The sequence below is a fragment of the Congzhengia minquanensis genome (assembly GCF_014384785.1).
GTDB classification, from domain to species: Bacteria; Bacillota; Clostridia; order UBA1381; family UBA9506; genus Congzhengia; species Congzhengia minquanensis.
On sequence record NZ_JACRSU010000005.1, the window covers coordinates 131260 to 154947 of the forward strand.

23 protein-coding genes are annotated in these 23688 nt (G+C 45.1%); 8 read left to right on the top strand and 15 right to left on the bottom strand.

The window, feature by feature from the left end; genetic code table 11:
• Window positions 1-25 precede the first annotated feature (25 nt).
• The 6 genes from H8698_RS12140 to H8698_RS12165 form a co-directional block, all read right to left on the bottom strand.
• The gene (locus tag H8698_RS12140; protein ID WP_249313780.1) at window positions 26-1114 is read right to left on the bottom strand and encodes an SGNH/GDSL hydrolase family protein; all 1089 of its coding nucleotides are present in this window, start codon (window positions 1112-1114) and stop codon (window positions 26-28) included.
• 102 nt (window positions 1115-1216) lie between these two features.
• Window positions 1217-2827: a recombinase family protein gene (locus H8698_RS12145; RefSeq protein ID WP_002569232.1), complete on the bottom strand. Its 1611-nt coding sequence runs from the start codon at window positions 2825-2827 to the stop codon at window positions 1217-1219.
• A gap of 111 nt (window positions 2828-2938) precedes the next feature.
• Window positions 2939-3127, bottom strand: coding sequence for a transposon-encoded TnpW family protein (locus H8698_RS12150; RefSeq protein WP_002569233.1), 189 nt, complete (start codon window positions 3125-3127; stop codon window positions 2939-2941).
• On the bottom strand, window positions 3124-3978 hold the full coding sequence (locus H8698_RS12155) for an ATP-binding protein (RefSeq protein ID WP_002569234.1): 855 nt from the start codon (window positions 3976-3978) through the stop codon (window positions 3124-3126). Before H8698_RS12155 ends, H8698_RS12150 begins: the two co-directional genes overlap by 4 nt.
• A complete protein-coding gene (locus H8698_RS12160; RefSeq protein ID WP_002569235.1) occupies window positions 3975-4724 on the bottom strand; it encodes a phage replisome organizer N-terminal domain-containing protein in 750 nt (249 codons plus the stop codon). The genes H8698_RS12155 and H8698_RS12160 overlap by 4 nt, the downstream gene beginning before the upstream one ends.
• Window positions 4714-4926, bottom strand: a complete 213-nt coding sequence (locus tag H8698_RS12165) for a hypothetical protein (protein WP_002569236.1) — start codon at window positions 4924-4926, stop codon at window positions 4714-4716. The genes H8698_RS12160 and H8698_RS12165 overlap by 11 nt, the downstream gene beginning before the upstream one ends.
• Between H8698_RS12165 and H8698_RS12170 the strand changes: the two genes are divergently transcribed.
• A complete protein-coding gene (locus H8698_RS12170; protein WP_178085375.1) occupies window positions 4838-5056 on the top strand; it encodes a hypothetical protein in 219 nt (72 codons plus the stop codon). The genes H8698_RS12165 and H8698_RS12170 overlap by 89 nt on opposite strands.
• A 55-nt stretch (window positions 5057-5111) precedes the next feature.
• Here the strand turns inward: H8698_RS12170 and H8698_RS12175 are convergent, their stop codons facing one another.
• From H8698_RS12175 to H8698_RS12200, 6 genes are all read right to left on the bottom strand, one after another.
• The gene (locus H8698_RS12175) at window positions 5112-6734 is read right to left on the bottom strand and encodes a relaxase/mobilization nuclease domain-containing protein (protein WP_002569237.1); all 1623 of its coding nucleotides are present in this window, start codon (window positions 6732-6734) and stop codon (window positions 5112-5114) included.
• A complete protein-coding gene (locus H8698_RS12180; protein ID WP_002569238.1) occupies window positions 6706-7104 on the bottom strand; it encodes a plasmid mobilization protein in 399 nt (132 codons plus the stop codon). The genes H8698_RS12175 and H8698_RS12180 overlap by 29 nt, the downstream gene beginning before the upstream one ends.
• 624 nt (window positions 7105-7728) lie before the next feature.
• Complete coding sequence (locus H8698_RS12185; RefSeq protein ID WP_003505336.1) at window positions 7729-7932, bottom strand: helix-turn-helix domain-containing protein; 204 nt, start codon at window positions 7930-7932, stop codon at window positions 7729-7731.
• A complete protein-coding gene (locus H8698_RS12190) occupies window positions 7922-8368 on the bottom strand; it encodes an RNA polymerase sigma factor (protein WP_003505338.1) in 447 nt (148 codons plus the stop codon). The genes H8698_RS12185 and H8698_RS12190 overlap by 11 nt, the downstream gene beginning before the upstream one ends.
• A 204-nt stretch (window positions 8369-8572) precedes the next feature.
• The gene (locus H8698_RS12195; RefSeq protein WP_003505400.1) at window positions 8573-9340 is read right to left on the bottom strand and encodes a class I SAM-dependent methyltransferase; all 768 of its coding nucleotides are present in this window, start codon (window positions 9338-9340) and stop codon (window positions 8573-8575) included.
• 213 nt (window positions 9341-9553) lie between these two features.
• Window positions 9554-10009: an XRE family transcriptional regulator gene (locus tag H8698_RS12200; protein WP_003505401.1), complete on the bottom strand. Its 456-nt coding sequence runs from the start codon at window positions 10007-10009 to the stop codon at window positions 9554-9556.
• Window positions 10010-10517: 508 nt separating this feature from the next.
• On the opposite strand from H8698_RS12200, the gene tet(32) reads away from it, so the two are divergent.
• A complete protein-coding gene (gene tet(32) / locus H8698_RS12205) occupies window positions 10518-12437 on the top strand; it encodes a tetracycline resistance ribosomal protection protein Tet(32) (protein WP_003505402.1) in 1920 nt (639 codons plus the stop codon).
• A gap of 286 nt (window positions 12438-12723) precedes the next feature.
• Window positions 12724-13944: a tetracycline efflux MFS transporter Tet(40) gene (gene tet(40), locus H8698_RS12210; RefSeq protein WP_024407615.1), complete on the top strand. Its 1221-nt coding sequence runs from the start codon at window positions 12724-12726 to the stop codon at window positions 13942-13944.
• Window positions 13945-14086: 142 nt separating this feature from the next.
• Here the strand turns inward: tet(40) and H8698_RS12215 are convergent, their stop codons facing one another.
• Window positions 14087-15382, bottom strand: coding sequence for a hypothetical protein (locus H8698_RS12215; RefSeq protein ID WP_249313745.1), 1296 nt, complete (start codon window positions 15380-15382; stop codon window positions 14087-14089).
• Window positions 15383-15574: 192 nt separating this feature from the next.
• Here H8698_RS12215 and H8698_RS12220 point away from each other — a divergent pair, with 192 nt between their 5' ends.
• Both H8698_RS12220 and H8698_RS12225 read left to right on the top strand, forming a co-directional pair.
• Entirely contained in the window at window positions 15575-16006 is a 432-nt protein-coding gene (locus tag H8698_RS12220) for a copper amine oxidase N-terminal domain-containing protein (RefSeq protein WP_249313746.1), read from the top strand.
• Between the two features lie 21 nt (window positions 16007-16027).
• Window positions 16028-17611, top strand: coding sequence for a hypothetical protein (locus H8698_RS12225; protein WP_249313747.1), 1584 nt, complete (start codon window positions 16028-16030; stop codon window positions 17609-17611).
• A 36-nt stretch (window positions 17612-17647) separates the two neighbouring features.
• On the opposite strand, the gene H8698_RS12230 is transcribed toward H8698_RS12225, so the two are convergent.
• Window positions 17648-18832 carry a sn-glycerol-1-phosphate dehydrogenase gene (locus tag H8698_RS12230; protein ID WP_249313748.1) on the bottom strand — a complete coding sequence of 395 codons (1185 nt, stop codon included), beginning with the start codon at window positions 18830-18832 and terminating at the stop codon, window positions 17648-17650.
• A 129-nt stretch (window positions 18833-18961) separates the two neighbouring features.
• Here H8698_RS12230 and H8698_RS12235 point away from each other — a divergent pair, with 129 nt between their 5' ends.
• Complete coding sequence (locus H8698_RS12235) at window positions 18962-19768, top strand: AraC family transcriptional regulator (protein ID WP_249313749.1); 807 nt, start codon at window positions 18962-18964, stop codon at window positions 19766-19768.
• 28 nt (window positions 19769-19796) lie between these two features.
• Here H8698_RS12235 and H8698_RS12240 read toward each other — a convergent pair whose 3' ends face one another.
• A complete protein-coding gene (locus H8698_RS12240) occupies window positions 19797-20594 on the bottom strand; it encodes an AraC family transcriptional regulator (RefSeq protein WP_249313750.1) in 798 nt (265 codons plus the stop codon).
• A 167-nt stretch (window positions 20595-20761) separates the two neighbouring features.
• Here H8698_RS12240 and H8698_RS12245 point away from each other — a divergent pair, with 167 nt between their 5' ends.
• Complete coding sequence (locus H8698_RS12245) at window positions 20762-22825, top strand: pyruvate formate lyase family protein (protein ID WP_249313751.1); 2064 nt, start codon at window positions 20762-20764, stop codon at window positions 22823-22825.
• The gene (locus tag H8698_RS12250) at window positions 22822-23661 is read left to right on the top strand and encodes a radical SAM protein (protein ID WP_249313752.1); all 840 of its coding nucleotides are present in this window, start codon (window positions 22822-22824) and stop codon (window positions 23659-23661) included. Before H8698_RS12245 ends, H8698_RS12250 begins: the two co-directional genes overlap by 4 nt.
• The last annotated feature ends 27 nt before the right edge of the window (window positions 23662-23688 follow it).

Here is a 23688-nt window from a genome sequence, read left to right on the forward strand (position 1 = left end):
CAAAATGAGGCGCGGGACTTTACAATTATCGCTTGATCTCACCATAGAACAAATGAAACAGGCAAACCTTTGTGCCGCTTGCCGCGTCGTTCCCCTTTTCACCAAGGACTTTTACCGTAACGGTATGTTCTGTGTTTTCGAGAGTGAAAGAAGCGCAGCCAAACCTGCAGTGGTTATAATGAATGTTTGCATAATAGCAGTGGTCTTGATGGAACAGTTCTCCGTCCACATAGACCTCATATTTACCGCCGTCATCGTTTAAACCGCTTTCTAAGCCAAAGAAGTTCCCTGTAAAAGTGAACTCTGCCATATCCCCCGCCTGGCCGGACAGAATGCAGGGACGGTTAAAGTTGCCGGTTGCCGTGCTCCATGTGCCGGTAAGGTGCGCATCTTTTGCGGCAACAGCATTAATTTTGGTTTCACCGCTGGCCGCCACCAATTTGTTTTCCGTAACATGGGGCTTTTTATAATACATTCCGGACTCCATGCACGAAATGATTTTATTTGCATAAACCGCGTGGCCTGCATCCGACGGGTGAACGCTGTCCGGAAGATAATAGGAAACGGGATTTCCTGTTGCCGCAATTTGTTCTTTCAGTTCCTGCTGTAAGTCAATCTGGGGGATACTGTAGTAATCCCCTACCTGCACATGGTAGGGTTTTACATCGGCAAAGCTGCTCCGGGTGGTGTATAAATAGACGATATAGGGTGCTTTCTCAAGGCTGCCCAGCGTCCTTACAATGCTTTCCATTTCCAGTCTGCTGTCCCTGCCGTTGTCATTCACTGCGAATTCAATGAACACCAGGTCCGGCGAATAGCTGATAACATCACGGCTTAAGCGTATCAGTCCGTAATCGGAACCGGTTCCGCCAACGCCCTGATGCACATTGTTTACTTCAATATCCGGATAGGCTTCTTTAAAATATTTTCCTACGAGGGCACGGTAACACGTTTCCTCCCGCTCGCTGGCGCCTACGCCCTCGGTGATGGAACCGCCGAAGTAGACAATGTTGATTTTGTCCTTTCCGGCAAAGGGATTTACAACAACTTCCTGCTCTCTGCAAAGTGGCTGCATGGATGTTAGGTCTTTTCCTCTCCACAAAAACAGTTTCATAACCGCAGTATTTACTGATGTGCGATAAAGAAGTAATAGAAGTGTAAAAAATTTTGCCGTTCCTATCCGGCACTTGCGCATTGTGTCGGATAGGTCGGGCGGTTATTCGGGCAAGTCCACCTTGCCAACAAAAGAATAATAAATCTCAATGTCCTGTCTGCGGGTCTTGTTCTCGTCATAGCTGCACTCATGCACAACGATTTTCTCTACAAACTCCCGCAGCAGAGTAGGGGTAAGTTCTTCAAAGCTGGTATGCCGCCGGACAACATTCATAAACTTTTCTGCGTTCACGGTGGCTTCCTGTGCTTTGGAAAGCTCCGCTTGAATAGCAGCGGCTCTTTCTTTCAGCTCCCGTTGCTCTGCTTCATAGTCTGCCGACAGCTCTGTGAAACGCTCGTCTGATATGCGCCCGGTCACGCTGTCCTCATACAGCCGCTTGAAGATAGCGGATAACTCGGCTATGCGTTTCTCGGAGGCTTCCAGTTCCTTTTTCTTGGCGGCGTTCCTGCGTTTGCCCCCGTCCTCGTTCTGCTCAATCAAGAGTTTCATAAACCGGGCTTCATGCTTTGCCGCATAGCTGGTCACTTTCCGCAGATTGGAGAGTACACCAGCGGTCAAGAGGTCGGTGCGGATAAAGTGCGCCGTACAGTCATGGGTGCGTTTCTTGTAGTTGCCGCAGATATAACAGTCCTGCTTGCGCTTGTCCGTCTGGTATCGCTGCTGATACATCACGCTGCCGCAGTCCGCACAGAACAGTATGCCGGAGAACAAACCCACTTCATCATAGCGGTTTGGGCGTTTGCGCTGTTTGCGAAGCTCCTGCACCCGTTCCCATGTTTGGGTGTCTATGATAGGCTCGTGGTGGTTCTCGAAAATCACTTGCTTTTCCGGGGGATTTTCTACACTGTGCTTGACTTTGTAAGAAAGTTTTTCTGTCTTGAAATTTACCAGACAGCCTGTGTATTCCCGGTTTTCAAGGATATGCACTACGGTATTGGTCGCCCACTTGCACTCATAGCCGGGGTGGTAGCGGCGGGTGCTGCCCGTCCTGCGGTATTCAAGCGTTCCCGGCGTGGGGATTTGCTGCTCTGTGAGCATACGGGCTATCTTGGTCGGACCATTCCCGGCAAGACAGAGGTTGTATATCTGCTTGACTACGGGTGCAGCTTCCTCGTCAATAATGAAATTTTCATCCTCGTCCATGAGGTAGCCATACACAGGCTTGCTTGTGATGGGCTTGCCATTCATGCCTTTTGAGCGTTTTACTGCTTTGATTTTCTTGCTCGTATCTCTCACCAGCCATTCGTTAAAGATATTCCGCAGCGGGGCAAAGTCATTGTCGCCCTGTGCGCTGTCCACTCCGTCATTGATAGCGATGAAGCGGACACCTTTCTGTGGGAAAATCATTTCCGTGTACATTCCCACTTGCAGGTAGTTTCGCCCTAACCTCGACATATCCTTTACGATAACTGTCCCGACTTTTCCGGCTTCAATGTCCGCAAGCATGGCTTGAAAACCGGGTCTTTGAAAGTTCGCACCAGAATAACCGTCGTCCGTGTACCAGCGCAGATTGGAAAAGCCGTTCTGCTTTGCATAGGTTTCAAGGATACGCTTCTGATTGGAAATGGAATTGCTTTCGCCTTGCAGCTCGTCCTCATGGGATAGTCTTGGGTAAAGGGCGGTAATTGGTTGTTGGTTGGTCTGTCTTAACATAAAATCCTCCGTTTCCGACAGCCAGCCCCACTATTCCGTACCTTGATTGTACCACATGGGGCGGCTGTCTGTATAGCGGCAAAAGCGTCAAATCTGCTTCTTTATGGTCGGTCAAATCGCCGTTTTTTGTGTAGCAGCTTCCGCTTCCAGCACTTTCATCATCTTGTCGGCTGCGGTGTCGGTTGCGCCCTGCTTGAAGAAGCCGGAAACGGTAAGGACGGAGTTGCCCATGCGGATTTCCGTCACACAGTCCGGGCGGCGGTCTGTTTTGGTGGTGCTTGTCTGTTTCGTTTCTGTCATAGGCTCTCCTTTCGCTGCTTCATCAGTTGCTTTAAGCGTTCCAGCTTTTCCTGTGCGGTTTCCTTTCGGAAGTTGCTGCCCGTGAAGCGGACGGGGGCGCACATGGAAGTCAGCCTGTCATAGATACGGGCGTGGGGCGTGTCCTGCGGGTGCTGCAATTCCTCCAGCGTGAGGTTGGTCGTGGCGATCAGCGGCTTGCCGCTTCGGTAACGGCTGTCAATCACGCTGTAAACCTGTTCCAGCCCGTATTCTGTTCCTCGCTCCATACCGAAATCATCAAGTATCAGCAGAGGGTAGCTGCAAAGGCGGGAAATATATTCGTTCCTGCCCTCAAAGCTGGCGGCAAGGTCACCCAGTATCGTTGCAAAGTTTGTCATGCAGACGGCAACCTCTTTTTCCATAAGGGCGTTGGCGATACAGGCGGCAAGGTAGCTTTTTCCCGTCCCCACGCCGCCCCAAAACAGGTAGCCGATATTTTCAGCCTGCATGGTTTCCCAGCTCTCCACATAAAAGCGGGCGGTTTCGGTCTGCGGGTTTCTGCCGTTGTCATGCTCAAATGTCCAGTTCCGCATAGCAGGGTCGGTAAAGCCCCGGCGTTTCAAGTCCTCCACTTTTTCAAGGTGCTTCTGTCGGCTTTCGGCGGCTTGCTGCTTTTCACGGGCTGCCCGCTGGCAGTCGCACTCTGCCGGGTGGCGGTCACGCCCGAAACAAGTCTTTCCCTCTGCAAAATAGGCTTCTTTGGGCGTATGGCACTTACCGCAGTATAAAAGCCCGTCCTCGCCTGTGTAGTCCTCCGCTTCGGCGGTAGTGGCTGTAATGTCCGTAATCATAGCTTCAATTCCGTTTTTCATAAGCTCTCGCCCTCCTTGCATGAATAATCGGGTATGCCCTGTTTCGGGGCAGCCTTGCCTTTGGCAGCGTCCTCCTGCGCCCACTTGTAAATGGTGGCTGCATGGCTGTGGTACTGTTTCCCGGTGGAAGCGATATGGCAGGAAAGCCGGTCAATATAATACTCCCACTTGTCGGGCAACTCTGTTTTTAGCCCGGAAAGCTCTGTATCGGTCAGTATCACATTGTTGTATCTGCCATAAGCGGCGGGGGCGGGGTGTCCCGTTTCTCCCTCTCTCTCTTTTTCTATCTCTATCTCTTTCTCTAACTCTATCTCTATCTCTGGTGGACGAATGTCGGACAAATGTCCGCCTTTTGTCCGGGGCGGTAAAAGTGCCTTGTTTTCCAGTCTTGCAGCCCGTTTCCGCTCGGCTTCGGTAGAGGACTGTCCTATCATCAGCTCAATGTCGGTCATATAGAAAGCCCCGCTGTCAAGCTGCTCCACAAGCCCCAACTGCCGGAAAATCTCTAAAGCCCTCTCAACCGTCCCTATCTGGTGGCGGGTCAGTGTCGCTATCATCTGCGCTGTGTAGGGGATATGCTCGTCAAGCTGCAATTTCCCGCCGTTTTTCAGCGATTTTAAGTACAGCTTCAAGAGGATATTGGAGTATAAAATCCCGTCTTTCATATCTTCCAGCAGCACAATGGAGTCGCTGTCAAAAAAGTTCTCTTTCAGCTTGAGGTAGTAATACTTGCGGTTATCTGCCATTGTCCCTGTCCTCCTTTTTCCGGCGTTTGGAGTAGTAGTGGGGGCAGAGTATGATAACCGCCCGGAAGCTCTGCTTGCAGCTATGGGTACAGCCCCGGCAGAGGTCATTGTATGTGATACGATCGCAGGTGGAATTCCCGACTTTCACTTGCCGCAGGAAAAAAGACCATTCCAGCCGCCGTTTCTTGCTCATTCTTGGCATGGGTGCGCTCCTTTCTGCCGTTTCCGCTGGTGTGGCGGTATCGGCGGTAATTCTGTATCATCTCGGTATCATTTTCGGGTTTTTTCTGCCCTATAAGCCCGTTAAAAAATCCTTTGGTATTTGCGGATAGGGTACGGGGCAGCCCCCTTGTTCTGTATAGGTTCGGGTACATTTTGGGGCGGTTTTTATCGTTCCTGTTCCTGCCTTTTCACAGGCTTGCGCTCCCGGTGTAAAATCTGGTCGATATTGCCCTTGACAGTCTGTAAGCGGCGGTATTCCTCCCGTTTTGCCCGGTAATCGTTGTAGCCGCTGTTTTTCTCTTGGATAAGGGTTTCAATCTCTGCTTGCAGGGCTTTATAGCTCGGCAGCTTGGAAATGCCGTTTTCCCTGAAATAGCGGGCGGCTGCGTCTGCTATGATAAAGTCGCTTTCGTACTTCTGACGGTAGGCTGCTTTTGCTTTGGCGTTTTTCTGCTGTTTCAGCCCGTCCCGGACAGGGCGGGTCTTGGAATAGGCAAGCACCTGCCGTTGCAGCTCCTTTTTCCCGTTCAGCGTCTTTTCCATCTGCTTCAGCTCTGTAAGGCTTTCCCGCATGGCGGTATAGGCGGCAGAACAGGCTTCGTCCAGTTCCTCCGGGGAAGAAAAGCCGTACTGCTGATAGGCGGTAACGGTAGCTGCCATTTGCTTTAGGTTGTGCTTTGCCGCCCAGCGGTCATAGCCCACGCCCTTGCCCTCGGCTCGCTTGGCTTCCCGGTCAACCATGCGCTGCAAGGTGTTGTCTGCCGGGGTGGTTTTTGTGGTTTTTTCCCCTTGTGACAGCTTTTTAACCGCGGCAGGGTATTCGAGTATGGCTTTGCTCTGTTCGGCGGCTCTGTGGGCGTTCTGCGTAAGCAGGACAAGGACAGCAGCCTTGTCAAAATCGTCCCCCAGCTTCCGGGCTGTGATAGGCTTTGTCCTGTCCGGCGTGAGGTAGGAAAGCCGCCCCCGGCTCTCCTTGACGGTCACACCCTCCCGCAGCAAAAGGGAAGAAAATTCGTCAAAGCTGCCAGCTTGGGAAAGTGCCTGCCGTATCGTCCGGCGCAGCTTCGCCTTGTCCGTTTCAAACTTGGTGGGCTTGGTCGGCTGTCCTGCGGCTTCTCTGACAGCGTTCTCTTTATCAAGGGCAAGCTGTCCTTTCTTTGCCGCCCAGTATTCCCGTTCGGTTATCCGTTCCTTGCTGCCGCTTAGGAGGTCGATTTGGTAAAGCCCCTCCCGGTGGCACATCTCCATGACTTCACTCTTGAAATATTCCATAGCGGCGTTGGTGCAGCGGTGCTTGCAGCCCTCCCGTGTGTCGGCTGGTCTGTCCATGTAGGGCAGAAGCGGGACTTCATAAATCCGCAGGGAGTTGATGACGATATGCACATGGATATTGCCGCTGTGGTTATGCCCGTCCGGGTGGGTGCAGACTAAGGCTTGGTGTCCGGGGAAATGCTCTTTACAGAACTGCTCGCCCAGCTCCTGCGCCCGGTCTACGGTCAAGCCGTTGTCTGTCCCGTCCCGTGGGTCAAAGCTGATGATATAGTGGTGGCTTTTCACATCTTCCCGTTTTTGGTTTTTCTCATAGCGGAGATTAGCCCGCATACAGGCAACAGCGAAATCCTCGCCCCCACAGTTGAGGGAAGAAATGCGGTAATCCTCCCTCGGTATCAGCCGCCCGTTTTCATCAAGGGTGGGCTTCATGGTAAACTCGTCATGCTCAAATGTGAGATAGGCTTCCGCTGCGCCATAGTCCGCATTTTTAGAGCTGATATGTTTGAATGTTGCCAACAGCGTCACCCACTTTCTGCAAGACTTCAAACTTTAGGGCAGCAAGGTCGGAAACCGCCGCCCGTACCTCCCCGGCAAGCTGCGGGTAGGGGCTGTGCCACTCGTTCAGCGTCCGGGCTATCTGGTTTAAGTTGCCGCCGATCCTGCCGTATTCGGCGGTCAGCTTCCCGACAGCGGCAAGCAACTCGTCATTGACGGGGGAAACGGTTATGATGGGGCGTATGGCTGCCCCGGTTATGGCTTGCCGGATAAACTCGGCTTGGCTCATGTTGTAAGCAGAAAGCCTTTCCGCAAACTCGGCGTATTCTTCCTCGGTCATGCGTGTCTTGACTACCCGGCTGCGGTGCGGCGTGTTATATCGTTTTCGCATGGTAAAACCTCCTTCGGCTGTGCGTGGTGTCCTCTCACTAATAGGAGAAAAACAGGGTGTAAAGCGGAACTGTTTTTGAAAAATCCGAAAAATTATTTTGAGGGATTTTCCAGCGGCGTAAGCCGCATAAGCAGGGTTTGGGGAAGGCACTCCCCAACAAGATTCCCGCAGGGGCAAAATGAGCGATAAGCGAATTTTGGTACTGCGGTAGAATCTTGCTCTGAAAAACTCCGGCGTTCCCCGGCTTCCGTACTTTCCGCTAACAAGACGTTTCAAAAGGGCTTTGCTACCCGCTATTCCGGCATATCTTGAAAATTTTCCTTTCACTACCTACAACACCACGCAAAGCAAAATGGACGGAGATTTTTAGAATTTCCCCTTATTCCCTACAACACCACGCAAGCCGAAAAAGGCGGACAATGGCAGTATTTTTTTCTTTGATACCCTCCACGGATAAGTAAGGGATTTTGCCAACTGCGGCGGCAATTTTCCCTTTTGTTTTTTCATACTGGGGATTTTCAAAAATGCCAAACAGGAACGAAAAAAAGCAGCAAATCTGTTGAATAGATTTACTGCTTTCTGGTTGCCGGCGAAGCGGCGGTTATTCAGTTGTAGGCGGTAGGGCTATCTCCCAAAGCGGAACTTGAAAATAGCTGTGAGAAGCGTCTGGGTGATGTAGTCCTCTGTATCTTGGTCTACCCGTCCATTCACACGGGCGGCACATTGTATGCGGCGGCGGTAATACTGCAATACAGTTCCCACCGCTTCCGGCTCCCCGCTGGTGGCTTGGACGATTGTTTCATAGGGGAGAAGCCTATTATTTCTCATATGCCATTCCCTCCATTTCCGCTTGGAGCTGCCGTAGGACTTTTCGGATATGGTAGCCCGCTGTGCTGCGGCTGCGCCCGTACTGTCTGCCAATTTCGTGCTGTGGAATACGCTTGAAAAAGGACAGGTAAATCATTTCCCGCTCCCGTTCGTCCAGCCGTGACAGGGCTTCCGCAAGTAAGCCGCTGCTGAAAATGACCGTATCGCCGCAAAGGGTAAGTATGTATTCCTCGTCCGGCTCCGGGGCTTGGAAATATTCATCTGTCGTGCCTAAAGGGTAGTGCTTTTCGTCTGTGAGGTATTCAAGGGATATTTCTCTTTTGTGCTTCCTGCTCCGTGTCCTCGCTGCGTTGATCGTTGCATTTCGGATAACGACTTTGCAAAAGGCATGGAAAGTGTACTCGATATGTTCCCGATATTCTTCTGTACAGGTCATGGAAAATCCCCCTTTCCTCCCAAAAGGGCTGTGGCTGGTTAGTAGTTGCTTTTTATGATAGTAAGGGGCGGCAGCACTTTAGGCTGTCGCTCCTTGACTGCCTAACTGCAAAACCGGGCGGGGCTGTCAACGGCGGGCGAAGCCCGTTCATCTTGACCGTTGACTGGCTCGGCCAGGTTTGCTATTTATCCGGCAAACTTGAATTTATTTTAAGCTATCACGTTTTACCTTTTTAAGCCTTACTATCATTACCATAGGAATTTCTTTGTTGTTTTTGAAACATTCTTCATAAAATCCATCAATGACAAATCCAGCTCTAAAACAAAGGTTAAAAATATCTTGTATGGAACGATGATAATAAATCTGCTCCTCCGGTTGCCCTTCAATCGCTATACCATAGTAACTGTGCGGTGTCATATATTTTTCAGTCAACGTGATAAAACAAGGGTGTTGCGTTGCAAAGACAAAAATTCCGCTTTCCTCCAACAGTTCATAAACAGCCATAAGAAGTGGTTCAATATCCGTAATATCCATAATTGCCATATTAGAAACTGCTTTCGTAAAGGCTCGATTTCTTTTTAATTCTAATATACTTTCTCTATTGGTCGCATCCGCTACACAAAATTCAATTTGTTTTGCATATTGTGATTGCCGTCTTTTAGCCAATTCTATCATTTTTTTGCTGTAATCAAAAGCGACAATCGAAGCGCCTCTTTGTGCAAGATACGAAGAATAATTTCCATTGCCACACGCAATATCCAAAATGTAATCCGCAGGATTAGGAGATAGAAGTTCCGTTACTTTGGGACGCACTACCTCTCTGTGAAATTCATTAGATTTGTCACCCATTGCATTATCCCAAAATTGTGCGTTTTTCTCCCAGATTTTTTTACTTTCCTCTGTTCCCATGTTCTCTCCCACTCCCAAAATTTGCCTTTTTGCTTCCATTAAATCTTCCTTACTATATTCCATTGTTACCCTCCATAACTTCTGATTGTTGCCGTCTTGACTATTATGTATCTTTTCTTTCCAAAATGGTATAGGCTTTTATTTTTATAATGCTGCAAAACTTTTCTTCTGTAAGGTATTCAAAGGATATTTCCCTTTGCCGCCGCTATTGGAAAGCCAAAAGCAGCGGCTTTTTTACGCGATATGACCGAAAAGTCTAGAAAGCAGGATATGTCATCATTTGTCATTTCTTCTCAATGTAATAACTGCATGGCATATCAAGCCAAATACAAGAGAAAAACAGCCACCGCCAAATAGTGATGCTCCCCACCCTGCACCCGACATTGTCATAAAACCGCCAACAAAGAAAATACCAATGCCAAGAAATATCCCGACACCATAAAAAAGTCCAATTGCCATATCATACTTATTAAATTGTCGTTTCTCTTTTTTTTCACATGTTTCCATTTTTGTTATTACCTCCTTCGCAAAATCGTCCATGTGGACTCCAAAAAGAAAACAAATTTTTTTCAACGTATTTAAATCGGGTTCATTAACATCTCTCTCCCAATTCGATAGCGCCTGCCGGGTAACATTCAATTCCCCAGCCAGTTCTTCCTGTGTCATTCCCGATTGTGTTCGCAGATGACGTATTTGCTTTCCTGTTGTAATATCCGTCTGTTTCTGGTTCAAAATGGTTCCTCCTCTCTGATGCTGATTTTATCAATATACGATACATTTATGCAGACAACACCACGGATCGGCTTTTGGCTGGACAATTCCAATCAAACACCACAGCAGACAGCAGAAACCATTCTGAACACCAGGAAGCCGGTATGATTGTTACATATAAGGGGAAGAAAAATTTCTTTTAAGTACTTGCTTTCCTAAAACTGATGTGATATAATAGCTTCATTCCAGAAAAGGAGTAAAAAATATGCGGCAAGGTATTCTTAAATAAAACTATAATCAAATAGTGGGAACAAAGAATTATGATAGCTCCTTTTGTGGGGGCTTGGTTTTTTGTACCCAATTTAAGAATACTTTTGCCTTATCAATTTTGACATATTCAAAAAACAGCAATCACAAATAGGTGTATGCTGTATATGTGTATGTCCGCAAATTAGAATCCCCAGTGGTAAAAGTATTTTACTGCTGGGGATTTTTATGCCCTTTGGGGCTGTAAAGGGAGGACAATCACATGAAAATAATCAATATCGGCATTCTGGCCCATGTAGACGCAGGAAAAACTACATTGACAGAAAGTCTGCTATACACCAGTGGAGCGATTGCGGAACAGGGAAACGTGGATAAAGGGACCACAAGAACAGACACTATGATTTTGGAACGGCAACGGGGAATTACCATTCAGACAGCGGTTACTTCTTTTTATTGGAATGATTATAAAATCAATATCGTGGACACTCCCGGTCATATGGATTTTTTAACCGAAGCATACCGCTCTTTATCTGTCCTTGACGGAGCTGTTTTAGTCATTTCAGCAAAAGACGGCGTACAGGCACAAACCCGTATATTATTCCATGCGCTTCAGAAAATGGACATTCCGACAATTATCTTTATAAATAAGATAGACCAAAATGGGATCGACCTGCAGTGTGTTTACCAAAGCATTAAAGATAAACTTACCAGTGATATGATTGTCATGCAGGAGGTTTCCCTGTCGCCAAAGATAACCATGACCGATATTTCTGATTTAGACAAATGGGATATGATTATTTCCGGAAGCGATGAACTATTAGAACGATATGTTGCAGAGGATTCTTTGGATATACAGGAATTACAATATGAAAAGTGCAAAAGAACCAGATGCTGCTCTTTGTTTCCTGTTTATCATGGGAGTGCAAAAGACAATTTAGGAACAGAAAAACTGATTGAAGCGATTATAGAAACTTTCATTACAGAAACGGACGATATTCAGTCTGAATTATGTGGATATGTTTTTAAGGTTGAGTATACAGAGCGGAAAAAACGGCTTTCTTATTTACGCCTGTATCATGGGACGCTCCATTTACGGGATACCCTGCTGCTGTCAAAAAAGGAAAAAATAAAGATTACAGAAATGTGTATTCCGTCAAATGGTGAAATCGTCCCGGCTGACCATGCCTGTCCGGGAGAAATTGTTATTTTAGCTGATGATACTTTGAAACTGAACGATATCCTGGGAAATGAAAAACTCCTGCCTCACAAAACACGGATTGATAATCCCATGCCATTACTTCGGACAACGGTAGAGCCGCAAAAGCCGGAGCAAAGGGAAGCCCTGTTAAATGCCCTCGCAGAGATTGCTGATACAGACCCTCTTTTGCATTTTGACATTGATACTGTTACCCATGAGATTATGTTATCTTTTTTGGGAAAAGTACAGTTAGAAGTTATTTGTTCGCTATTAGAAGAAAAATATCATGTGGGCGTGGCTATGAAAGAGCCTTCGGTTATTTATCTGGAAAGACCGCAAAAAAAAGCGAGCTGCACGATTCATATTGAAGTGCCGCCGAATCCGTTTTGGGCATCTATTGGTTTGACTGTAACACCGCTTCCTGTTGGAAGCGGAACACAATATAAAAGCGAGGTATCTCTCGGCTATTTAAACCAAAGTTTTCAAAATGCCGTCATGGAGGGTGTGCGTTATGGAATGGAGCAGGGCTTATATGGCTGGGGAGTGACAGACTGCCAAATTTGTTTTGATTATGGAGTTTATTACAGCCCGGTCAGCACCCCCGCTGATTTTCGTTTTCTTGCGCCTGTCGTGTTGGAGCAGGCATTGAAAAAAGCAGGGACACAACTGTTGGAACCATACCTTTCCTTTACCCTTTTTGCACCGCAGGAATATCTTTCACGGGCTTATAATGATGCACCAAAGTATTGCGCAATCATTGAATCAACCAGACTTGAAAAAGATGAAGTTATTTTTAAGGGTGAAATCCCTGCCCGTTGTATCGGTGAATATAGGAATGATCTGAATTTTTATACAAATGGAAGAAGTGTCTGCATTACAGAATTAAAAGGGTATCAGGAAACTTCCGGCGAGCCTGTATTTCAGCCACGCCGCCCGAACAGCCGTTTAGACAAGATCCGGCATATGTTTCAGAAGATAATGTAACGTCTTGCGCAATGCAAGCGTTCATTGCTGGCTATTGCGAAATATCCCAGAAGGCCGGCTCCCAAGGAGGAAACGTCAATGATCCTGCCTTCAGTGATTATACCTCTATATTTTGTCTGGTGCATTAAGGAAACCTCAGACACGGTAAATATGTCCTATAACTTCTGATGGAGGGGGAACTCCTCCTTCCGTTATATCTATATAGATTTATTAGATTGGACTTTGTAACTATTAACCAGTAGTCGTTCTTGACTACACCATTATTATACTAGGAGAATGTAACTTCATGTTTGCTAAAAATTCAAAGGCATATTCTGTCTACCTGCTGTTCCGATTTGTCTGTTCCCTGGCGGTTTCTATGTCCACAGTGCTTTCCATCGTGTACCACCTGGAGGTGGTGCAGCTGGATGCTTTCCAGCTTGTCCTGGTAGGGACGGTTCTGGAGACCTCCTGCTTTCTGTTCGAGATACCCACCGGTGTGGTGGCGGATTTGTATAGCCGTCGGCGCTCGGTGCTGATTGGAATGTTCCTCTACGGCCTGGGCTTTCTGATGGAGGGTGCGCTACCGTGGTTCGCGCCGGTTCTGCTGGCCCAGGTTGTCTGGGGTTGCGGTGATACCTTCATCACCGGCGCTCTGGAGGCGTGGATTGCCTCGGAGGAAGAGGACAAACCCATAGACAAGGTGTTCCTGCGGGGCAGTCAAATGGGGCAAATCGGCGGCGTTCTGGGCGTGGTGCTGGGCACACTGCTGGGAAACATAAACCTGCAAATGCCTGTCATCTTGGGGGGCAGTTTGTGCTTGTTGTTGGGGCTGGTGATGGTTCGCATCATGCCAGAAACCAACTTCTCCCCTGCTATTGAGGAACGGCAGGGCTTGCTTAAAGACTTTGTCTGCCTGTTCAAGCTCAACCTGGGCTTTGTGAAAGGCGCACCTGTGTTGCTGGCGCTCTTAGCAATCACACTATGCGGGGGACTTGCCAGTGAAGGCTTTGACCGGCTCTCCACCGCTCATTTTCTGGATGACACGGTAATACCCGTTATCGGGCCGCTGAACAGCGTCACTTGGTTCGGTGTTATCAGTCTTATCGGCAACGGCTTAGGTATTCTGGCTTCTCAGTTGCTCATCGCCCGCATGGAGAAAAAAGGGACTGTCAGCCGAACCAGTGTGGTCATGTCCACCAGCGCCGGGTATATCCTGTGCCTGGTTCTCTTCGCGGTGGGGCGGAGCTTTTGGTTCATGTTGTTGGTGTTCCTGCTGGCGGGGCTTATGCGCACCATCAAGGAGCCTGTGCTGGCCGCCTGGATGAACGACCATGTGGATGAGAAAATGCGCGCCACAGTCTTTTCCACCAGCGGACAGCTGGACTCTTTCGGGCAGATCATCGGCGGGCCTATTGTGGGGCTGGTAGCCCAGCAGGTGTCCATACCCTGGGGGCTGGTCTGTACCGCTTTCCTGCTGTTGCCCGCGCTGTTCTTAGTGCCGGTGGCGGGAAAGAAGCGGGATTGATATGGCATAGTTAAGTTTACTGACGAGCGGGAGATTACTTCCGCTCGTCTTCATTTAGTAGCGCAAAATTTGAGGACTCTTTATTTCCTTATTCGGTATAGCGGAGGCGGCTGTCAATTCGACATAATTTTCTTGTGATACTTTACCGTACATGAGCATTGTCTTCCGGCACTGTCGCATGTGTTGCTGTTCCGCTCAATTCCACATTGCTGCACGCAACAGCTACCAGACGGTCTGCTGCGTCGTATGACGCTAAAATGGCAGTTCCCATTCCGAACTGTCCGCTTGTGCTTTTTCCTGTGACGCTCCATTCAACGGCATCCCCCTTTTTCAAAAGCGAAGCTGCGGCGCCATATTCCACCGTTCCCAACACAAGTGTTTCCTTTTGCGATACCGCGCCGTCTTCAGAAATTGCCATTACCTCTGCGCTCAGTTCGCTGCCAAAAGCACAGTCCGGCACAGAAAACCGCACAGCCTCCCCAGGCAGACCGTTTAAGGTGCAAACCGCCGCTTTTTTTCCGTCCTTTTCCTGGCAGATTCGGGTAACCACGGTTTTAACGGGGCCGCTCCCGGCCACATCAGAATGAATCGTGATGGTCTGTCCCATAAAAAGCGCGCCTTCTGCGCTGCTGGTCACGTTTTGTATGCCGAAGGAGGGTTTTTCTTCCGGCTCCTTCGGCTCTATTGTTAAATCATCAAAGGATATGTCCATGTAAAGGCTGTTATAGTATTCGGGCGTGTCTGCCTCCGCATTAATTGAAGACACATAGTCCTCCGTAAAATTCCTGGGGTCGTTTACCGCATCGGATACCGCACCGAACCGGAACAGAATTTGTGCTTTATATTCTGCCATTTTGCTTTCGTCCATATAAGCGTTCCAAAGCATCTGCGACTGCGGCGTGAATGGAATGGAAACCTTGTGCCAGCCCGGTGTGCACGTCCCGTCGGCAGAAACAAGACCCGCATCCTCCGGCGACATATCAATCATTGCCGCAGTTTCAAAGCGGTCTGTATAAATCTCACTCAGTGCGGCATCCTTATAGACCAACATATCCGGGTTGTCCCTTCTGGTATAAAACAGCATAAACCGCAGTTTGGGCGCTTTTATCACTTCAGCGTTGTTAAATTTGATCCATGTGCTCAAAACATATTCCCGGCCCGGCGTAAACATTAAATTTTTCAGCCCGATTGACGGCTGATAGTTTTTCCTGTCTGCCCGAAACTGCATGTTCATTGCGCCTGCAGTATCAGCGGCGCCCGGGGTTTCAAAGGTATTTCCCGCTAGGTTGATTTTTGCATCTGATAAATCTGCCGCCGACTCAAAACTATTTGCAAACCAGCCTTGTTCATCATGCGCCTTAGATGACGCCGCAAAGCCGGATATGCGCCAGGAAATCAGTATAAAAAACGACAAAAACATCACAGCAATTTTTTTCATTTTGCATCCCTCTCTCTCTTTAAAATTAATTTTAGTATACAATGGCGTTCTTTATACTTCAATACCAATTTCGGACATAAATTTATCTAAATCGGACATTAATCGGACATTTTTAAATAATTACAATTGACACAATGGCTCCCCGCGCTTATAATAAGTAGTATAACAAAGGATAGAAAGGTGACGTTTTTTATGAAAAAAATTATAGCTCTTTTATTAACGATTACAGTAGCAGCTTCCCTGTTCGTTTTCACGGCATCTGCAGAGGAAACGCCTATTACACTGACCTTTAACGGCAGCCCGGTGGCCTGTGACGTGCCGCCTCAAATTGTAGATGACCGGACGCTGGTCCCCATGCGCGCCGCTTTGGAGGCTTTAGGCGCCTCCATTTTATGGGACGAAAGTACCAGCACCGTTCACGCTCAAGGGCCGGACGGCACGGTTGTAAGCCTTCAAATCGGTTCGGACAAGCTGTTTGTTCCCGGTGATGTTATCACCTTAGACGTGCCTGCCAGAATCATTGGCGACAGAACCATGGTACCCATCCGCGCCATTGCGGAAAGCCTGCACTGCGAAGTGTACTGGGTGCCGGAAAATCGGGAAGTGGCAATTTATAAATATTAATCTTTTACGGAGATGGTGAAAATGAAAAAGCTTTTGTCTCTGATTTTGGTATTTCTTTTTCTGAACTCCGTTTCTGCGGTCTCAGCGGCGGAAACTGTTGTTGGTAACATTTATTCTACGGACATTTTAGCCTATGTAAACGGCAAGCAAATTGACTCGTATAACATTGGCGGTAAGACGGCTATTCTTGTTGAGGATTTGTACGACTGGGAACATAACGAGCGCAGTTACGGGTTTATCTGGAGCTATAATGACGAGAAGCGGATGCTCACCGTATCAAGCGACGGAAGAAAAGGCTTTGGCAGTTACGATGCTCCCCGCGGACAGACTGGCACTATACTAGGAAACGTTTATGCCACCGACATTCAGGTGTACTTCAATGGCCATGAGGTTCCCGGCTATAACATCGGCGGAAGAACAGCAGTGTGTATTGAAGATTTAGGAACCGTGGACGAAACAAGCCAGAATTTTCAGTTTGGTTATTCTAATTATTTATGTAATTTTAAATGGGATGAGACAAACCGCACAGTTTCGCTTGAGACCTACCTACAAGATGACTTTGACTGGTTGAATCATTTCCCCAACTATAAGTTGAAATTTTTCTTGAAAGACGATCAGCTTTCCTGTTCGTTCGACCAGCTAAATCCCTACCAGTGCACACTGGAAACGGAGTTTTCAGAAAACTTCTTGCGTGATGCTTATCGAATCAAGCCTGTTTATATGAACGGCGAATACGCCGGAAATCTTGTGTTGGATGGCGAAGGCGGATTTGTTGCTCAGTTCCAGTTCCATACTCTTTACAAGCACACAAAAGACCTGGCTGAAATGCTGACTTATGAAGAAGCCAAACAGTATGTTTCTGATAACTTTGAAGTTTTAGACACACGTGAGGATGAAAACGCCGTCACTTATCTTGCAAAGCAGGGCGAAGTACGGTATCTGCTGCATGCTATGAAAAGGGGTGGTCTTGTGCAGGACGGAATATTTCACAGCGGCTATACCACTGTTGAACTGGGAGAGGTGACAAACCCGGAAAACTCAGACTTTGGTCAGCCCTATGTGTATCTTTACCCTTTTGGCGGACCGCACGGCGCTACAAGCTGTAAATTGATGTATGCAACCGATCAGTTTGACTTTGCCATTTCCTATAACAGCTTTCAGGATATGGCTCTTTCCCAATACAGTTCCATTTGCTCCACGATAGGCGTTGCGGATTTGATCATTGACGGAAAGCATTACAAAATTGATGCGATTGAAGCATATGAGTATAAAAGCAATATTTTTGTAGACGTTGACCAAATTGTTGAAATATTAGGAATTGAGTATCGTTTTCAGAACGGCAACTTTGTTTTTGAAACAAATGATGAAAAACATGAAATTAGCATTTCCCTTGATACCGTCAAATATCACGAACCGGTTTACAAGGAAATTTATAACATGATTACAGGAGATATTCTGTTAAATGGGGAAAAAACAGCGTTTACTTATCTTGCCGGCGGATCGTTGCTTACGAATGGAGCCTCCTATGAAAAAGAGGTCCAGCCATATCTATATGATGGGAAAGCATACGTTCCATTTCATTTCTTTGAATTAATTTATTCTTAAAATCAAAAGCATACCGCCAAAAGGCGGTATGCTTTTTTATTTGTTAAGGCAATACTTTTTCATAACCTCGTCATAGGACTGTTCGGCATAATCCTCAAGTTTTCCGAACCGGTGCAGATATTCTAAAAGGGTGTAACGTTCGCGGAAGGTGCGCCCCCGCAGCACGCCTTCTACATACCGTTTTTTGTCTGTTACCGTAAACGGTAGCCTCAGCGTTTTTTGCAGCGTTTCCACTTCATAGAACAGCGGCAAATATTTTTTAATTAATGCTTTCACCGTTTCGTCCTGGGTTTCCCTGTAAAGCCGCTCATACATCACCATAGCAGCAAAGGTGGCCTCACCCACCTCAATGCCGTGAAGGTTAGGCGTTTTGCCCTCCTCCAAATCCATAACCTCCCAGGTCTGCCCAATCATGTGCTCGGTGCCGGAGGCCGGCCGCGAACTGCCGGTATATGCAATGCCCAGGCCTGACAAAATCAGTCCGTCCACTGTGTTTTTGATGGTATGAATATCGCGTTCAAACAGCTTTTCAGAGGATTCAATACAAGTTTTTGTGGCCTGAATTACCATATCGGCCACCTTTTCGCAGTAATATTCCCCGGTCATCATACGGGAGAGTTCCCAGTCTAAAATGGCTATATACTTTCCAATCATATCGCCTACGCCGGCCATAAGCAGCTCTTTCGGCGCTGCGGCGGCAATGTTTAAATCAATGATGATGTGGCGTGCAATGGAGCAGGTATAAACAATTTTTTTGTTCCCCACAATTAAAGGTGCAACCACCGACGCAAACCCGTCCATAGACGGAGCGGTGCCCAAAATTCCATATTCAATCCCCAGCCGGTAGCTTACCATTCTGCAAATGTCGTTTACAGAGCCTGAGCCTACGGCCAAAATAAAGTCCGGGTTATTGGAAAAGTGGTTAATGTCGTAGATATCTTCGTCCCACCCTGCTTCAATCAGAACCCGTCCAACGTTCTTGTCGGTGGGGAGCGCCCCCGCCTCTAAAAGAAAGGTGTGGGATAATATCCCTTTTTCTTTTAATAGCGCCTCTGCCCGCTTCCCCGCGGCCTGAAAGGTGTTTTCATCCGCTACTAAAAATATGCTTTTATATTCTGACAGAATTTCGCCTATTTTTTCAACTGCGTGTTCTCCAACCTCTACGGTTTTCACCGGTGCGGTATGTTTTTTTTGTACGCAGCTGCATTCCATTTCGAGCATGCACAACACTCCTTTCCCTTTTATTTTAATTTTATTATTCTGAAAATAATATCTTAATATTGGCACATATTTTAAAAATATTGCTTTTCTATTTGCTTTGTGATAAAATTTTAAGAAGGAGGCGGTTTTATGGAACATTACGAAAAATTTATTTACCGGCAGTCAGGGCCTAACCAGCTTTCCGGAAAAAAACATGTGCATCCGGACGAATTTGAATTGCTTTTCGTAACGAACGGACGCGGGCGCGTAATGATTGGCGCAAGGTTATTTCCGCTGACGCCCGGCACGTTTTACATAATCAACGGAGAGGACGTGCACAGCGTTACGCCGGACACTGGCACAGAATATGTAAGAACCATTTTAAATCTGCCCAAAGAATATCTCAACAGATTGCTTGCCTCCGCAAAAGAGCCGGAACTGCTGCCCATGCTTTTGCAAAAGGGCGCAGTGCGTCTTGATTCTCTGGCTGCCGAACGGGTTGAAAGAGACTTTGAGTCTGTTTACAACGCAAAGGAACACAAAAACCTTCTGTTTGCCGGCGCACTGCTTGCTCTTTTTTCAGCCTGCACAGCTTCTGCCTCCCAGGTTTCACCTGATTTTGGCGGAATAATTTCCTCGGTGCTGTCTTACATTGACCAGAACATTACGGCGAAAATCACGCTGGACGACATTGAAAAGCACACGTTTGTGAGCAAATATCACATTTGCCACAAGTTTAAAAGGACCGTGGGCATGACGCCGGGGGAATATATTTTAAAGCGGCGGCTGTCGTTAGCAAAAAAGCTTTTGTCCGGCAGTGATTCTGCCCTTTCTGAAATTGCCTTGTCAACCGGGTTTGGCAGTTTTTCTTACTTTAGCTCCAGCTTTAAACGCCTTGAGGGAATTACTCCCACGGAGTACCGCAGGAGGTATCGTAACAGCCCCCTGGCTAAATAAAGAAAACAGTAAGAAAAGCTGAAAAATTTTAATCATTCAGCTTTTCTTTTCTATATTTTCCGGGAGATATGCCCTCCATTTTTTTAAAAACTCGACTGAAATATTGCAGAGAAGAAAAACCGCTTTTAAGAGCGCAAGTTTCTAAAGATAAAAAAGAATGTTTCATAAGTCTTTGTGCATTATTTATTCGAATTGCGTTTATATATTTCGATGGAGACATATTATATTGACTTTTGAAAAGCTTTCTAAAGTAGACATCGCTTATGTCAAGATTATCTGCTAACACGGAAATACTCAGTGACAAATCATTAAAATGAGTATCAATATATTCTTTTGCTTCTGTTATTTTTGTTTTTATAGAATTGCTCATATAATTCGTGCTTGCAGTTAGTGCAATAATACCATAGATATCGTATAAAATGGACATACACTCAAAAAAGGAAATACTTGTATGATGTGTGTATATGTATAAAAGTTTCCTAAAGGTATTCTCTGCATAAGATGCGTTACTGGGTGCATAAATATTACTTTTTTTTAAATCATGGTTTTCGAACTCAAAATCACAAAATATAAATTGATATTCGTCTGAATGAATATACATTGTATAGTTGGCGTGGTGAGCAAGATAAAATATATCACCGGCATTTACAGTGAATTCTTGATTGTCATTAAAGTTATATGTACAGCTTCCCGAGATAACATATACAAATGCGTCGCTGTGTCTGTCTTTAACGGTAAGTAATTTGCGAATATGTTCATTCTTTGCTTTTATCACATCTATAATTTGCCTAATACTAAATTTATTTTCGACTATATCAAGTTCCATTACATCGTCTTCTTTTCTTTTATTTGTATAAAATTTTATCATAAGATACTGAGAAAATCAACATAAATTTTATCTAAAGTTTCGAAAAGTATAAATTATTTGATAATTCATATTTACAATATAATTCTGTTATTATACAATTGTAACAAAAGGAGTTGGTAAGATTTATGCCATTAGCAAGAAAAGAGTTATTGGATTATGCAGAGCGGCACTCAAGCAAAAAAGATGCATGCGATGTATTGGAAGCAGATTGTAAAATTATTATTTATCTGCTTGATAATTGTAAAATTACAGTTCCAGAAAATAATCGTTTTTTTGTAAATGTGAATTGCAAAGGAATTTTAAATCAGATTGCATGGAAAAGAGCGGTTATATATGATGAGGAGCTAAAAAAAAATAAGCTTTCGGACGGATGCAACGCATTGGCATTTACCGGTACATTTGATATCAGTCACACAACAGCCGAATGGGAAAGGGTTATTTCTCTGGGCGTATATGGAATTAGAACAGAATTGAAAAAGTATTATGAAAGATATGCAACAGATGATAAAAAACGCAGATTTTTCAATAATACGATCAAAGTATATGACGCTGCGCTTAAGTTTATGAAACGTTGTGCCGAAGCTGCTTTGCAGAACGGAAAAACAGAAATGGCAAATGCACTTTTATATCTCTGTAAAAATTCTCCGTCTAGTTTCTACGAGGCGCTTCAGACCACCATTGTCTATTATGTTCTTCAACATATGTTTGAGGGAACATATTTAAGAACACTTGGCAGACTTGATAAACTATATTTTCCTTATTATAAGAACGAGAATATTGATAAATCAAAAAGATTGATTATGGACTTCATTAAGGAAATAGACAGATTAGAGGCTCCTTCTAATATACCGTTCGCCATTGGTGGAACGGATATTAACGGAAATGATTTAATCAATGAATTGTCGTATTTGTTTTTGGATGCATATAAGTTTGCTCATACAAACAACACTAAATTACATATACTGTGCTCTGATAATACGCCGTCTGATATTATTGAATCTGCTTTTAATGGGATTCGCAGTGGCAACAACAGCATTGTCTTTTTATCAGACAAAAAGGTTATTGACTCCTTAAAAAAATTAGGTATAGAACACAGCGATGCTACAAATTACCACGTTGTAGGTTGTTATGAGTGTGGCGGCTACAATGAACTTACTTGCTCATGTAATGCAAGAGTAAATATTACAAAAGCGTTGGAACTTGCTTTAAACGGTGGAAAAGATATGTTAACATCTAAAACTATAGGACTTGAAACCGATAGCAATTTTAATAATTTTAACGACTTATATGCTGAATTTGAACGCCAACTTGTTTACTTATGTAATTGTGCAATGAAATGTACTGATTTGTTTGAGAAACATTATAACAGTATTCATTCAGCGCCAATTCTTTCAGCAACCTATACGTCTTCTTTGGAAAAAGGCGGTGATTTGTACTGTGATAATAGCGCAAAATATTGTAATTCTTCCGTTAATGCATTAGGGCTTGCTACGGCAGTCGACTCACTTGCGGCAATCAAAAAGGCGGTTTTTGAGGATAAACTCATGACAATAAAAGAACTTACAGAAATTTTAAAATCAAACTGGACAGATAAAGAACCTATGAGGCTGTTTATAAAAAATCGATATCCTAAATTTGGAAACGGTAATAAAACAATAGATCATATGGCAAAATCAATCGTAGATAAATTATCGGAAACAATAAATGGGAAGCCAAATGTCAAAGGCGGAAAATACAGATTAGGACTTTTTTCAATTGACTGGCGTTGGGATTTTGGTGAGAAAACTGCAGCATCTGCCGACGGCAGACTCTCAGGAGAACCTCTTTCACAAAATACATCTGCAAGTTTTGGTGCGGATAAAATGGGAGCCACTGCACATTTGATGTCACTAAATACAATTGATACCGTAAATACTCCTAACGGTGCAATCGTTGATATTGACCTTCCTTTATCTGCAGTACAAGGGAAAAATGGTTTAAAATCGTTAGTTTCAACTCTGAAAACTTATTTCGAATTCGGCGGATTTGCAGTACACTATAATGTGCTTGATACAGAAATTTTAAAAGATGCAAAGCGGAATCCTGAAAAATATCCAAATTTACAGGTAAGGCTTTGCGGCTGGAATGTTTTATTCTCTTCGTTAAGTGATAAAGAAAAAGAAGAGTTTATAGCGAGGTCATTCAAATGAAGGGCGTAATTTCAGGTATTAAAAGAATGGAAATACACGATGGGGATGGTCTGCGTACAACTGTTTTCTTCAAAGGTTGTCCTCTAAAGTGTATTTGGTGCCATAATCCCGAGAGCATATCTTTTAACAAACAAATTGCTTTTTTTGAAAATAAATGTATGAATTGTGGATTATGTAATCACGTCAAAAGCGAAATAACGGCAAAATATTGTCCAACACAGGCAATTATGGTTTTTGGACAGGAATACGAAGTTGATGAACTCGTATATGAATTAATGAAAGAGAAAGAATTTTATAAAAACAGCGGCGGCGGAGTTACTTTATCGGGTGGTGAATGTCTTGCGCAATCGGATTTTGCAACGGCTCTATCAAGAGAGCTTTTTCAAAATGGAATTAGCGTTAATATTGATACCTGCGGATACGTCAACAATGAAGTATTAAAAAGAATCATTCCTTATACAGATAAATTTTTATATGATATAAAAGCCATTGATAATAATGTTCACAAAAAGTGTACAACTCAGGATAATTACATAATTTTAGAAAATTTGAAATTTCTATGTGAAAACAACTGCAAAATTGAAGTTCGATATCCTTTTGTAAAAGGATATAATGACAAAGAGTCCGATAAAATTGGGTCGTTTTTGAAAGATCTGAAAGGAATCATTAAAGTAAAAGTATTACAGTATCATCACTTTTCCGGCTCAAGATATAAAGCACTTAATATGGTAAACACACTTCCTGTTGCAGAAACATTATATCAAGATGTACAGCTCGCGGTGAATATCTTAAAAAGTTATGGTCTGAATGCAATCAATGGAATTGACGAATCATAAATTTGTCCTGTTCTGGAACAAGCAGGA

Bases quoted from the DNA above. Each gene is read 5' to 3' on its own strand.
- H8698_RS12160 (WP_002569235.1), bottom strand. From the start codon at position 4,724: ATGGCAGATAACCGCAAGTATTACTACCTCAAGCTGAAAGAGAACTTT.
- H8698_RS12185 (WP_003505336.1), bottom strand. From the start codon at position 7,932: ATGAGAAATAATAGGCTTCTCCCCTATGAAACAATCGTCCAAGCCACC.
- H8698_RS12215 (WP_249313745.1), bottom strand. From the start codon at position 15,382: ATGAAAAAAATTGCTGTGATGTTTTTGTCGTTTTTTATACTGATTTCC.
- H8698_RS12165 (WP_002569236.1), bottom strand. From the start codon at position 4,926: ATGCCAAGAATGAGCAAGAAACGGCGGCTGGAATGGTCTTTTTTCCTG.
- H8698_RS12155 (WP_002569234.1), bottom strand. From the start codon at position 3,978: ATGAAAAACGGAATTGAAGCTATGATTACGGACATTACAGCCACTACC.
- H8698_RS12235 (WP_249313749.1), top strand. From the start codon at position 18,962: ATGGAACATTACGAAAAATTTATTTACCGGCAGTCAGGGCCTAACCAG.
- H8698_RS12220 (WP_249313746.1), top strand. From the start codon at position 15,575: ATGAAAAAAATTATAGCTCTTTTATTAACGATTACAGTAGCAGCTTCC.
- H8698_RS12250 (WP_249313752.1), top strand. From the start codon at position 22,822: ATGAAGGGCGTAATTTCAGGTATTAAAAGAATGGAAATACACGATGGG.
- H8698_RS12150 (WP_002569233.1), bottom strand. From the start codon at position 3,127: ATGACAGAAACGAAACAGACAAGCACCACCAAAACAGACCGCCGCCCG.
- H8698_RS12245 (WP_249313751.1), top strand. From the start codon at position 20,762: ATGCCATTAGCAAGAAAAGAGTTATTGGATTATGCAGAGCGGCACTCA.
- H8698_RS12225 (WP_249313747.1), top strand. From the start codon at position 16,028: ATGAAAAAGCTTTTGTCTCTGATTTTGGTATTTCTTTTTCTGAACTCC.
- H8698_RS12230 (WP_249313748.1), bottom strand. From the start codon at position 18,832: ATGCTCGAAATGGAATGCAGCTGCGTACAAAAAAAACATACCGCACCG.
- H8698_RS12140 (WP_249313780.1), bottom strand. From the start codon at position 1,114: ATGAAACTGTTTTTGTGGAGAGGAAAAGACCTAACATCCATGCAGCCA.
- H8698_RS12190 (WP_003505338.1), bottom strand. From the start codon at position 8,368: ATGACCTGTACAGAAGAATATCGGGAACATATCGAGTACACTTTCCAT.
- H8698_RS12240 (WP_249313750.1), bottom strand. From the start codon at position 20,594: ATGGAACTTGATATAGTCGAAAATAAATTTAGTATTAGGCAAATTATA.
- H8698_RS12145 (WP_002569232.1), bottom strand. From the start codon at position 2,827: ATGTTAAGACAGACCAACCAACAACCAATTACCGCCCTTTACCCAAGA.
- H8698_RS12180 (WP_002569238.1), bottom strand. From the start codon at position 7,104: ATGCGAAAACGATATAACACGCCGCACCGCAGCCGGGTAGTCAAGACA.
- H8698_RS12195 (WP_003505400.1), bottom strand. From the start codon at position 9,340: ATGGAATATAGTAAGGAAGATTTAATGGAAGCAAAAAGGCAAATTTTG.